The sequence below is a fragment of the Bacteroides uniformis genome (assembly GCF_025147485.1).
GTDB lineage: Bacteria > Bacteroidota > Bacteroidia > Bacteroidales > Bacteroidaceae > Bacteroides > Bacteroides uniformis.
The window spans coordinates 2,861,994-2,875,127 of record NZ_CP102263.1 but is presented as its reverse complement, the minus strand read 5'-3'; the positions used below and the strand labels follow the sequence as shown (position 1 = coordinate 2,875,127).

The 13,134-nt window shown below is 41.8% G+C and carries 11 protein-coding genes and 1 pseudogene; 5 read left to right on the top strand and 7 right to left on the bottom strand.

All coding sequences use genetic code 11. The features are described from left to right. Positions 1–27 precede the first annotated feature (27 nt). The 3 genes from NQ510_RS11285 to NQ510_RS11275 form a co-directional block, all read right to left on the bottom strand. Positions 28–903 carry a DUF3869 domain-containing protein gene (locus tag NQ510_RS11285; protein WP_005827864.1) on the bottom strand — a complete coding sequence of 292 codons (876 nt, stop codon included), beginning with the start codon at positions 901–903 and terminating at the stop codon, positions 28–30. 13 nt (positions 904–916) lie between these two features. Then, the gene (locus tag NQ510_RS11280; protein ID WP_005836064.1) at positions 917–2,164 is read right to left on the bottom strand and encodes a hypothetical protein; all 1,248 of its coding nucleotides are present in this window, start codon (positions 2,162–2,164) and stop codon (positions 917–919) included. Between the two features lie 342 nt (positions 2,165–2,506). After that, a complete protein-coding gene (locus tag NQ510_RS11275) occupies positions 2,507–3,646 on the bottom strand; it encodes a site-specific integrase (protein WP_005827858.1) in 1,140 nt (379 codons plus the stop codon). 205 nt (positions 3,647–3,851) lie between these two features. Here NQ510_RS11275 and NQ510_RS11270 point away from each other — a divergent pair, with 205 nt between their 5' ends. From NQ510_RS11270 to NQ510_RS11250, 5 genes and pseudogenes are all read left to right on the top strand, one after another. After that, the gene (locus NQ510_RS11270; RefSeq protein ID WP_225982718.1) at positions 3,852–4,055 is read left to right on the top strand and encodes a hypothetical protein; all 204 of its coding nucleotides are present in this window, start codon (positions 3,852–3,854) and stop codon (positions 4,053–4,055) included. 455 nt (positions 4,056–4,510) lie between these two features. Next, positions 4,511–5,494, top strand: a pseudogene (locus tag NQ510_RS11265) (hypothetical protein); the annotation flags it as partial. A gap of 13 nt (positions 5,495–5,507) precedes the next feature. Further along, positions 5,508–6,425: a peptidase associated/transthyretin-like domain-containing protein gene (locus NQ510_RS11260; protein ID WP_005827850.1), complete on the top strand. Its 918-nt coding sequence runs from the start codon at positions 5,508–5,510 to the stop codon at positions 6,423–6,425. 42 nt (positions 6,426–6,467) lie between these two features. Continuing rightward, positions 6,468–7,592, top strand: a complete 1,125-nt coding sequence (locus NQ510_RS11255) for an OmpA family protein (RefSeq protein ID WP_117749940.1) — start codon at positions 6,468–6,470, stop codon at positions 7,590–7,592. A 127-nt stretch (positions 7,593–7,719) separates the two neighbouring features. Further along, positions 7,720–8,472 (top strand): YjbH domain-containing protein, encoded by a 753-nt coding sequence (locus tag NQ510_RS11250; protein WP_034523133.1) that lies wholly within the window; start codon positions 7,720–7,722, stop codon positions 8,470–8,472. Between the two features lie 74 nt (positions 8,473–8,546). Here NQ510_RS11250 and NQ510_RS11245 read toward each other — a convergent pair whose 3' ends face one another. From NQ510_RS11245 to cysD, 4 genes are all read right to left on the bottom strand, one after another. Next, a complete protein-coding gene (locus NQ510_RS11245) occupies positions 8,547–9,512 on the bottom strand; it encodes a PCMD domain-containing protein (protein ID WP_034525516.1) in 966 nt (321 codons plus the stop codon). A gap of 25 nt (positions 9,513–9,537) precedes the next feature. Next, a complete protein-coding gene (locus tag NQ510_RS11240; protein WP_005826550.1) occupies positions 9,538–10,644 on the bottom strand; it encodes a sulfotransferase family protein in 1,107 nt (368 codons plus the stop codon). 63 nt (positions 10,645–10,707) lie between these two features. Continuing rightward, on the bottom strand, positions 10,708–12,180 hold the full coding sequence (gene cysN, locus NQ510_RS11235) for a sulfate adenylyltransferase subunit CysN (RefSeq protein WP_005826555.1): 1,473 nt from the start codon (positions 12,178–12,180) through the stop codon (positions 10,708–10,710). Positions 12,181–12,220: 40 nt separating this feature from the next. Continuing rightward, positions 12,221–13,132 (bottom strand): sulfate adenylyltransferase subunit CysD, encoded by a 912-nt coding sequence (cysD, locus tag NQ510_RS11230; RefSeq protein ID WP_005826557.1) that lies wholly within the window; start codon positions 13,130–13,132, stop codon positions 12,221–12,223. Between the last annotated feature and the right edge of the window lie 2 nt (positions 13,133–13,134).

Below are 13,134 nucleotides of genomic sequence, written 5' to 3'. Positions count from 1 at the left end.
TAAGATAAATAACAACTAAAACTTCTATTAATCAAGTTCACCAACACCACCACCGGCATTGCCTTCACCATGACCATGACCATGACCGTGGCTATGACCGTGACCAGGAATATCTTGATTTTCAAGAACAAACAGTGTAGAAGTTGTATAATCATCTACTTCAATAGAAGCTAAAGGCTCTGTTTCAGCTTTTGTTACAGCCTTCTTCACTACTTTATATTCAGTTGTTACAACAGTATAAGTAATAGATGCAGTTGTTCTAGAGTTAGCATAAACTTTATACTTATTCTCCGGTGTTGTTACTGTCGTTTCCTCATATGTATTCTCAAGCGTGTTAAAGAAAGATTCAATAGCTGCGCGTTCAATAAGATCAGTTGTATTGATTTTCTTTGCACCTACTTTTGCACCTTCTTTTACTACATAAGGGAATGATGGAATGTCAAACCAATAAAGCTCGTAGTTATCCCAAGTCTTAACTTTAGGATCCGTTACTGGTTCAAGTTTTGTAGATTCTGCTACAATCTTAGTCTCAGCATCTTCTTCCTGAAGAATGATAGTCGGAGTCAGAGTAGCAAATTGCCCAGCTTGCAAAGCAGGAACCTTAACTGTAACAGTTGCACTCAAACCATTATAAGAAGCTGTAACATCAACACTCTTAGCAGCCAGAGTAGGATTACCAGTAAATGTCAACTCTGCAGGTGCGATAGTGGCTTGGCCAGTTACATCTGTAGTAACACCATCCTCTATAGCAAGCACAATCGGACTAATAACAGCTTGTGCATTAGTAGGAGTTACATTAACGTTGAACTCTTCCTTCTCACAAGAAGTTAAAGTTGTAGCTAAAGCTACTACGGCTAACGCAAATACTGCACTTATGCCGTTTAAGAATTTAATCTTTTTCATCTCAATTAATTAATTAAAAATTTAACAATTCTGACTTAATAAAATATGGGTTAAAACTATTTTCTTCCATTATATTGTCACTAACTTCCGCTTTATACTGTCTATAATAGTACCTTTCATTACCTGCATTATAAACAATGCCCATATTAGCAGAGGTATTCACACGAGGTATATATCCTTTCCTTTTATATTTATAAGGAGGTAATGCCACTTGAAATCGGAAGCCTCCATTCATCTTTGCATGTTCTGCTTTCATTGCATAGAAACCAATCGAACAATAGCGAAAATGGCGAATCATTTCAAATTTAACACCTTTCTCCTTCAATAAATACTGTTCTGCTTTCAGATTAAACTGAGTGTTAAATTGCGGCCAATAAAAGCTACCGCCCAAAGACCAAGTAACAAGTGCTGTCGAAGGATCATATACATAGCGAAATCCGCTCCAATATCCCATTCCTGTATACCCAATCCGAGCCATTAAGGAAAAGCGTTCATCCTTAAAAGGGCGATAAAATTCGGCGTCCACTCCATATTGGTCAGCACTAAAACATCCCACAGTCACTTTACCAAACACATTATACGGTAATCTAAAACGCTGTGAAATTGTAATATGTCCTGGATGAACTTTATCTTCAAACCTTCCATACCCATCATTATAAACCGGTATTTTCAACTGTGCCGTTAATTTCATACCTTTCCATAACGAAACTTCTATCGCAGGACTCAAATCAAACAAGACCTGGTAAATCTGTGTAATCACCAGATTCTTGAAAGCTAATTGAGGATATACCAATACATCAATCTTGAACAAAGAACTATTTTTCAACTTTATTTTCCGTGCATTTTTCCAAGTATCACCCAATTCATAGCTTACATTCCAGTCATCACGTTCTGCTTGGAGCACCGAATCCCCCTTTATGGGATGATAATAAAGAGAAATCTGAGGTACATTATTGTCCAGAACTATTATCCGGCATGACTTTTCTTCCGGTAAACCCATCTTTTGAATAACATCCACCGCTTTGCCTATGCCTACGCCTTGCAAACGATATGCAGAGTTCTGCAGAACATACACACGTTCATTGCCATCTTCTGTCCATCCAACATTTTCAAATCCCATTTCCACTAAAGCATCTACAGTACTTTCCCCCGTTTGGCAAATCCCTTTTAAAGGGAGCAAACAGTATAAAAAGAACGCTGCACACAGTGCTATTGTTTTAGTATTTAGGCACTTTCTTATGTTAGAGTTTTTATACCTCATCTTTTTCAACCATTTTTTGTGTTCGTATAACACAAAATATGCTGCAAAAATAGACACATTTTTAATAATACCAAAGATTTTTATATGAAAAAATGAAATAATGTTGTTTTTTCTTCAAAAGCCCCCAACAAATACTCAGAATGTTTATATGAAATATATTAGCTATCTTAAAATCCTTAATATAGCTGTGCATAATTACTATACAGAATGTTGTTTTTTGTGCCAAATAGTCATTTTTCAGATGTTTTTGCTAATTCACTTTTCTCTGAAAAAGGATAAATAGAAGAAATATCTGCAAGAATTAAAGAGAATGACAAATTGCACTTCGCATTTAACCAACCCCTATGATATATTAGGAATTAAATCAATAGCTTTCTTTTTACTTTCATCTACAAGCTTTGCATAAATTTGTGTTGTTTGTATATTGGTATGTCCCAATAGTTTGGAGACCGTATATAAATCTACTCCCAGTGTCAGCATCATTGTTGCATGTGTGTGGCGCGCTGTATGAAATGTTACATGCTTTGATATCCCAGCTTGTTCAACCCATTTGTGTAAAATTACATTACTTCTCCCCAGTGAGACCAATCCGGCAAACACCTTTTCCGTTTCTGGTGCATTTCCTCTGTCTGGCAGATGTTTTATGGCTTCCGAACAGAGTGGAAGCGATATGGCTTCTTTCGTCTTCTTCTGAATAATACTCAATAGTGCATTGCCATTTTCATCATAGCGTATATCTTCCCATCTCAATGCAATAATATCACAATGCCTCAATCCACAAAAACAGCTGAATAAAAATGCTTTCCTTAATAAGGTATTATAAAAAGGAGTATGAACCAATCTGGTCAATTCCTTTATAGTAAGATAATCCCTTTCTGTTCGATTACGTTTTGGTTTGTCCTCGTTCTTTATCTTATTCATCGGATTAACAGTTATATAATCTTCAGAGACGGCCCTATTCAAGCAGTAGCGCAGCGTTTTCAAATAATAGAATTGGGTGTTAACATGCAATGTCTTTTCCTTCTTACAATGTTCTTGTTTTGTTTTCTTCAAGTAATCTATAAAACCCAACAAATAAGTCTTGTCCACCTTCCTTAGCAATATTCCATTCGGAGTATATCTTTCCAAATGGCATACAACGGCATGTATGGCACTTTTCCGTACTCTATTGTTCACACTTTGTTCTGCTATTAATTTCATATAGCCAGTCAGCTTCATATTGGACAATCTGTTATGATTAAATCCGTAAGTTTGATTATATATTTCCAAAATCTTCTGAGCCTTTATCGCATTTGCCAAATTTAGCGTCTCGACATTTCTTTTTTTATCAGCTTGATTATGTTCAGGGATAATATACAACTTTAAGAATTCGTATTGCCGCCTTCCATTCATATAAATATCCAGATATATGGATTGGCATCCATTAACCAATTTTTTTGTTCTCACCTTTATTGGCTCTTTTAAATTCAATTGCTTTTTCATATTCTTTAAATAAAAACATACAGTTTATTATTAGTAGTAACAAAGCAGTAACAAAAATCAATCCTACAAATTGCTTTCATGTTCTATCACTCTTGTCTTTTTTTATAATTACCTTATTAACTATCAAATATTTACAGTATAGGGCACAGCGTTACTGAAAGAACAAATATAATAATAAGCCAGTAACAATTAAACTATCAAGAGTGTGGCTATTGCTATGGCGGCGGAAACTTTCTCTGGAAATTTATTTTCCATCACTTTGCTTCCACACTTCCACCCACCTTCTGCATTCCCCTATCCATCGGCATTTGCCCTGCGGTGGAAGCAAGCCGAAAAGGTGGAAGCAAATTTTGCTTCCACCTGCCTGAAACGCCGAGGTTTTGCAGTAACCACCTGTTTACTAGCATAATATTACGTAAGAGCTACATAAATCAATCAGTTCGTTTTTCCTGCATTTTCGAGCTTGCTCTTCTACGAAATCGGTGGATATCGAGTTGGGCGGTAGGACGCATCATTCCGCAGGGACTATGAAAGGTACCGGTAGAGTGAGCCATTCAAGCGGATGATTTCTAACTCATGGCTATGAATAATGCCGTCTAATGTCCTTTAAGTTGTTGTACAATACATTTGCGCCCTATCCACAATAGATGCAGGCTACGTACTTCATCCGAAAAGTCTTGGGGTTAGTGACGCCTAACAGTCATGAACAACCCTGCTTACGGCCATAAAGCAATCGCTTGACGACCATTAGCAGAGTTGTTCATGGCCGTTAGGCATCATTAATCCCCTATGCAACAGCAGACAAACAAAGAGAGAGAAGCCAAGGATTGTCTGTGTTTTAGATAGAAAGCCCATTTATTAGCAGGTGTACCGGAAGAAAAGTCATGCCGCATAATAGTTCTGGATAATAATGTACCCCAGATTTCTCTTTATTATCATCCCATAAAGGGAGATTCGGTGCTCCAAGCAGAACGTGATGACTGGAATGTAAGCTATGAATTGGGTGATACTTGGAAAAATGCACGAAAAATAAAGTTGAAAAATAGTTCTTTGTTCAAGATTGATATATTGGTGTATCCGGAATTCTCTTTCAAGAACGTGATTATTACGCAGATTTATCAAATTCTATTTGATTTGAGCCCTGCAATAGAAATTTCGTTATGGAAGGGGATGAAAGCCACAGCACAAGTGAAGATACCGGTTTATAATGATGGATATGGAGCTCGGGAAGGAAAGGTTCATCCGGGTTTCCTAACTCTTTCACAACGTTTCAGGTTGCCTTATAATGTTTTTGGTAAATTCTCTGTAGGCTATTTTAGTGGTAACCGATATGGTGCTGATGTAGATTTCTTTCGCCCCTTTAAAGATGAACGTTTTTCTTTGTTGGCAAGAATAGGATATACGGGAGCTGGACGTTGGGACGGATTTAGGTTCCAATATGATCCTTCATTATGGCGTATGACGTGGTCTTTGGGTGGAAATTTCTATTGGCCACGATTTAATACACTGTTCACACTGAAGGCTGAACAGTATTTGTTGAAGGAAAAGGGGGTTCGGTTTGAAATGATCCGTCATTTCCGCTATTGTTCGATAGGCTTTTATGCGATGAAGGCGGAGCATGCCAAAGCAAATGGAGGATTTCGGTTTCAAGTGGCATTGCCTCCATACAAATATAAAAGAAGGGGGCATATCCCACGTGTGAATACTTCTACTAACATGGGCATTGCTTATAATGCGGGTAATGAAAGGTATTATTATAAGGACTATAAGGCAGAAGCAAGTGATAATATAATGGAAAGAAATAGTTTTAACCCATATTTTATTAAGTCAGAATTGTTAAATTTTTAATTAATTAATTGAGATGAAAAAGAAAATTTTTTTAAGTGGCGTAAATGCTAAATTAGCATTGGCGGCAGTGGCTTTGACAAGTGTGATGTTCACAAGCTGCGAAAAAGAAGAATTCAATGTTGCGCCTGTAGAATTGGACCCTGCAAGTGCTACTGTTGCTATTACTGTATATGATTTATCAGATGGTTCTATCATAAATGGTGCAAGCATTACAGAAAATGGTGCTGCTATTACTAGCAATCCTTTCGTAATTGAAGCTGGTTCAGATGGAAAGATTGCTGCTGCAACAAGAACTTTTGCAGCTACAAAAGACGAGTATCTGTCTGGAGAAGGCCAAGCTACTGTTCCTGCTTTGAATAAAGGACAATTTGCTTTGATTCCGGTAAGTATTTTCTTGCAACAAGAACTGAATGCTGCTGAAGATGTTGTTGTTGATCAGGATGAGGAAACTATTACCCCTAGTGAAGTTGGAGGAGAACAAAAAGGTGGTGAAAATACAAGTAGTAAAGAAAAAGAAATGGATCTGCCATATACAGCAAAAGTTGGACAAGAAGTTACTAATATTGCTGCTGTAAATGCATCGATTGATGCTATGCCTATAACTAGAGGATTGTCTGATGATGAAGTAAAAAAGGTGTTGAAAGCATTGGTTAAATCATATAGCCCGGGTATCACAGATGTAACTTATACTAAGAAAGTAACAGTTCCTGCTTATACTATTGTAACTTTGAAGACTACTACAGAATACGAAACTTCTGATAATACAATCTCTACAGTGGTGGATGGCAAACTGTACACTATTCCTAATGTAAAGATTAAGAAGGTAGTTAAGACTGTTGTAGATCCAGTCTTTACTTCAACTGAACATGGTCATGGTCACGGTCATGGCAATGGTAACAATGCCGGTGGTGGTGACGGTGCTGCTGAATAATAATAGTTTTAGTTATTATTTTAATTTTAAACTAAAGGAATAATGAAAAGTAAATTAGTAATAGCCTCCTTATTATTAGCAGGCGCTTGTGCAGCAAATCTGAATGCACAAGAAAAAACGAACTACTACACTCCGAAATGGAGCGATAATATTTTCGTGAGTGTAGGTGGTGGTGTCCACGCTATCAACAATGATGGTTTCAATAAATTGGCTCCGCATTTCAGCGTATCAGTTGGTAAGTTGATTACTCCGACATGGGGTGTACGTGCCCAGTTCAATGGCGTTACTCAGCACTTGTGTCTGGATAACTCATATTGGGAACACAATAAGACGTACTTTGGTGGTAACATTGATGCAATGATCAATCTTTCTACATTGTTCGCAGGCGTTAATCCTAACCGTTTCTTTGAAGTTTATGGATTCTTGGGTCCTCAAGTAACTGTTGCAAAGTCAGCAAATGTGCTGATTCAAAACGATGGAACAATGATTCCTGATGGAGATGAAAAGGCTAGAGCACGTGTAGGCGCTTCTGCCGGTTTGGGCTTGAAGTTCAATATCAACACCAAGTGGACCATTGACGTAGAAGCTCGCGGTGCCATCGCTCCGTCCATTTTCGGTAATATCAGCAGCCATCGCAAGGCTGAAGGTACAGGTATGCTGACCGCAGGTGTTAGCTACATCTTCGGCGGTAAGAAGTTTATTCCGGTTTCTAAGATTGACGAAGACGCAGTCAATGCGGAAATCAACAGATATAGAAGTGAACTGGCTCAGGCTCAGGCTGACCTGGCTAACTGCAAGAATGCACTGGCCAACGCTAAACCTGAAGTTAAGGAAGTGACCAAGGAAGTTGAAGTTGCCGGTCCGCGTGCCATCTTCTTCAAGATTGGCAGCGCCCGTCTGGACGACTATGGCAAGGTTAACATCGAACTGGCTGCCAAGATTCTGAAGGCTAATCCGGACAAGAAGTACAAAGTTGCAGGTTATGCAGACAAGGCTACCGGTAGCGCTTCTTGGAACCAGAAGCTGTCCGAAAAGCGTGCCCAGGTTGTTTACGACGCTTTGATTGCTCAGGGTGTTGACAAGGACCAGCTTGAACTCGTAGGATTCGGTGGTACTGAAAACATGTTCGGTAAGAACTTCCTGAACCGCGTAGTTATCCTGGAATAATACACTCCAAGTGACAAATAGACTCTAAAAATGAAGGCGTCTGGGACTCAGACGCCTTTTTTTGGTACTATGTCCGATGTATGTTATAAAGCAACCCATTTTTTATCAGCGACTGAATTTATATGTGATGATGAAGTTTAAGCTATTCTTTATTGTTCTGTTTTGCAGCCTTTCCCTTTCGGCCTTTTCCCAGTTGACGTATGGTACAACCGGGCTGTTGCATGCGCCCTCTGCGGAGATGCAGCGCGACAAGACTTTCATGGTCGGCGGCAACTTCCTGAACAAGGAGCTCACACCGCCCACCTGGTACTATCATACCTACAACTACTTCCTGAACGTCACCATCTTCCCCTTTCTGGAAGTGGCCTACACGTGTACGCTCTTCAAGGCGGAGGCGTTGGGATTGAAGCCATACGGGTACAGCGGATTCACGAACCAGGACCGCTACTTTTCCGCCCGTCTGCGTGTGTTGAAGGAGGGGCAGTTCTGGAAATACATGCCGGCTGTCGTGCTGGGGACGTCCGACCCGTTCACTTCTTCCGGTGGCGGCCAGGTAGGCACCACGGAAGGTAACGGCTATTACAGCCGTTTCTATATTGCCGCCTCCAAGCATATACCCGTTGTGGGTAAGGAGGAGATCGGTGTCCATCTTTCCTACCTTTACAACAACCGCAAGGAGTACAAACTGAATGGCTTTGCACTGGGTGTCACCTACAATCCCTCCTTCCATCCGCAGTTGAGGGTGATAGCGGAGTACGACTCCAAGGACTTTGCTTTGGGAGCCACTTATCTGCTGTTCAAGCATCTGCATGTGCAGGTCGAAATGCAGAGGATGAAATATTTCACGGGAGGGCTGACATACAAAATTCATTTGAAATAAGAAGTAAGTCAAAGTCTCGTTGACTCCATAAAAAAAGCAGCTAAAGTATGACATCAACTTTAACTGCTTTTATTCTAATAGACCAATTTTACATTGTCAATCCATAGCGAATTGCCAGGAGAACCTATATAAGCACCACCATGACTAGAGGTGAATTGCAACAGCAAATGAGTGGGCACATCGTCCTTCGTCCCCCAGGCAACCTCCTTAATAGGTACGCTCTCTCCTTTACTATTAACTGCATAGCGTTCTTCAACCTGAAGACGCATCATGTGGGCCTTGTACGCAGGGTCACCGGTAATATCACCGTACATGATGGAATAAGTGGCATTATTATGCCAATCGGTAGTAGTATAATATCTTACGACCATCGTTCCTACGCGCTTGGCATAGATATTCCCCTTCTCATCTTCCCAACGCTTTTGCAGAAACAGATTCACTTCCGGGAAGTCCTTTCCTTCCACATCTGTGATACGGCTAAAGCCCGTTGCACGGATACGCTTCTCGCGGTCGGACATCTTTACTTTATAATCAAACTGTATGGCGATAGGTTTCTTTGTAAACGGTATGCCGGAATTCAGCATTTTCTGCGGATTCTTGGTCCCCTTGATAGGTTCGTGCACCTCACCCAGAAACATGGAGCCGGCAGCCAGCACCGTGATATCCACTATTCCAAAAACCTTCACACTCTCCATACGGGTGTCCATACGGGCACAGAAACCATCCCCTCGCTTTTCCGGGAAAACAGAAGTATTGGTTTTCGTGATACCGGCTACCCGGGCCATCACATTGGATGTCGCCCACGGCGAACCTCCCATATTCTTGTATGCCTTGGTCTCGGTGACAGTAGCAGTAGGCCCGATGGCATATACATTCTTCGTGGCACCGCCAATAATACCGGATTCCTTGATTTGGCGGTCAATCCATTGATCCATATTTCCGAAAGGAATCATCTCTACCTCGTGCTGCTGTGCAGAAACTGCTCCGCAACAGAGCATGGCAGACAGCATTCCCAATATACGAACTTTCTTTTGAATCATTTCTCTCATTAATAATTGACAATCATTATAAATCGTACTTCCACTGTTCCAGCGCAAAATTCCAGTTATCCTGAACCAACTGCACTGTACGCTCATCATACTTGTATTTATTCTTCTTATATCCTTTCTTTCCGCCTACATACTTTTCAATATCAGCACGTGCCTCTGCAAAGCCCGGAATGGACAAAGCCTTGTAGATATGTTCAGTCATTCCCATTGCATCCGCTTCGAAGTCCTCAAACTTCACCTCTATCAAGTTTCCTTTAGGAATGCATGTCTTGTCCGCTTCGTACTTATGATACAGTTTGGCATAAATGGACAAAATATTCTTCTCAAGCTCCTCATTACTGATATCCTGCAACTTCAACGGCTGAATGGTGTTAGTAAAGAAACTACGTGTGCTTTCGAAAACAGTATAAGGATTACGCATCAGATAGATAAACTTAGCATTGGGGAACATCTTGACAAGCTCTTTCACACGTCCCGTATGAGGCGGATTCTTACTAAGAAACTGAGTTCCCTTCGTATTCCAAAGAGAGATTTTTATCAATTTGACGAAAGTCTCCTCAAACACTTTCAGTTCTTTCTCTGTAATATCATCAAACAGCAGATATTTATCGGCATACTCTTGCTGATATTCGGGCAGGAACCAGAAATTATAATAGGTGTAGGGCATCATATTTGCCAAAGCAAACTCCTCTTCTTGCGGAAGGTCAACGGCAAGTTCCATATTGTCCGTGGGACGTTTGTCCGGCATCAACCAACTCATGTTCTTCTTGAAGAAAGGCTGCCCCCACATCATAAGATGCGGAAATACAGTCTGGTATGTCGTGTTGTAGCCGAAATGCTTGTCGCAGGAGAAAACATTATGCACAAACGTAGTCCCGCTACGCCAGTGTCCCAAAATGAATACCGGATCATGCTCCAAGGGCTTATCTGCCAGGAGCTTTTCATAGCGTCTGTCCTGCAGAGGAGCCAAAGTGGACAGCAGGCGGCAGACGGCTTTTGTCAGCCGATACTTACCTTTGTAGGCAGCACCGATGTCACGACCGCCCGTTATATCCTTGAATGTTTTCCAATCCGCACCTACCAGGGTGTTTATCGGAAGCTTATTGAATTCTAACAATCCCATTATTATCTTTATATTAATATGTTATGGTTTTCTTCCGGTGATACCGAGAGAGAACTGCAATACTTATAAAGAAGTACTGCGCTCTATCCGTACGGCCACGCCCTGGCGTTCCAGCTCTTTCACAGCCTTTTCTATAGCTTCGTAATGTTCGGGAGCTATACCCAGCTTAGGCAAATTCAGTATAGGCAGGTCCTCAGCTAAGTGCATGTCCTTATCCTCCACCCTATCGATAATCATACCTACAGCACTGGTATTGTTGGTTATCGGGTCTATCAAGATAAACGAACCGGTAGCCTTATTCTGCCGATAAGGGTCAAAGAAAAGCTCTTTGGCAGTGGTCAGCACCACGCGCGCAATCTGATTGAGCTGCATCGGCAATGTTTCCTTGCTCAACTTTCCGTTGTCAATGGAAAGATGCTCCATCGTATTGACATCCACTTTATACTTGATGCTGTCGATGCGGGTGCGGCTTATATTGGTGGTCTGTTTGATGAAGAATGATTTGTTGATATCCATCGGCTCTTCATCCATCCAAACCAGCATCGTTTCAAAATTGCGGTCCATGACGGGCAGGTTATCCGGATGTACCAGCATTTCCCCTCTCGACACATCTATTTCGTCCTCCAGAGTCAGGGTGACGGACTGTGGCGGAAAGGCGTAATCCAATTCGCCGTCGTATGTAACTATACTCTTGATATGCGACTTCTTACCGGAAGGCAATGCCATCACTTCATCTCCCTTACGAATAATACCCGAAGCCACCTTACCGCAAAAACCACGGAAATCGAGATTGGGGCGCAAGACGTATTGAACCGGGAAACGAAAATCCTTCAAATTATGGTCGTTGTCAATATGTACCGTCTCCAGAAAGTCAAGAAGTGAAATACCCTCATACCAAGGAGTACGTTCCGATTTCTCCACCACATTGTCGCCATCCAAAGCTGACAGCGGAATGCAGTTTACGTCAGGAATACCCAATGGAGCTATAAACTTCCGGTATTCATCGACTATCTCATTAAAACGTTCTTCGGAAAAATCCACCAGGTCCATCTTATTGACAGCAAGCACCACATGCTTGATGCCAAGCAACGACACCAGAAAAGTATGCCGGCGCGTCTGCGTAATGACACCCATACGTGCATCCACCAGAATAATTGCCAAGTTAGCCGTAGAGCCCCCGGTAATCATGTTGCGTGTGTACTGCTCGTGTCCCGGAGTATCGGCAATGATAAACTTACGGTTGTTGGTCGAGAAGTAGCGGTATGCCACGTCGATGGTGATGCCTTGTTCGCGCTCCGCCTTCAAGCCGTCCAGCAAAAGGGCGTAGTCAATGTGGTCGCCGGCATTTCCCATGCGCTTGCTGTCGCGTTCCAGTGCGTCCAGCTGGTCCTCATATAGTTTCTTGCTGTCGAACAACAGACGGCCTATCAATGTGGATTTTCCGTCATCCACAGAACCGGCAGTCAGTAAGCGCAACAAGTCTTTCTGCTCATCCTTATCAAGAAAAGCCTTTATATCAAGTGTAGAATCGTTCATCCTTAATGATTTAATTTTTAATTCTTAATTTTTAATTCCTTTAGAAGTATCCCTCGCGCTTCTTCTGCTCCATGCTTGCGTCTTGGTCGAAGTCAATGACACGGGTCGTCCGTTCACTCTTGGTGGTGGTCATCATTTCCTCGACAATCTTCTCGATGGTATCGGCATCGCTTTCCACAGCACCGGTCAACGGCCAGCAACCCAGCGTACGGAAACGCACCATACGCATCTTTATCTGGTCGCGGTACTGTTCCGGCAAGCGGTCGTCATCCGCCATTATCAGATTTCCGTCAATCTCCACACAAGGACGTTCCTTGGCAAAATACAACGGCACAATAGGGATGTTTTCCAAACGTATATATTGCCAGATGTCCAGCTCCGTCCAATTACTTAACGGAAATACGCGGATACTCTCTCCTTTATGTACCCGGGCATTATAAATATCCCACAATTCGGGACGCTGATTTTTGGGGTCCCATTGATGGAACTTGTCGCGGAAAGAGAAAATACGCTCTTTGGCACGTGACTTCTCCTCGTCGCGGCGAGCACCACCGAATGCCGCATCAAACTTATACTTATCCAATGCGTGGAGCAAAGCCTGCGTTTTCATCAAGTCCGTATGCACCTTGCTGCCATGCGTAAAAGGCCCGACACCTGCATTGAAAGCTTCCATATTGCTTTCCACTATCAGGTTCCAACCATACTTCTTGGCATACTCGTCACGGAACTGTATCATCTCCTTAAACTTCCACTTGGAATCGATGTGCATCAACGGGAACGGCACTTTGCCGGGAGCAAACGCCTTTTCGGCCAAGCGCACCATAACCGAAGAATCCTTGCCGATACTATACAGCATCACCGGATTTTCAAACTCCGCTGCCACTTCACGGATAATATGAATGGACTCTGCTTCGAGTTCCTTCAAATGGCTCAATTTATATTCTTCTTTCATTA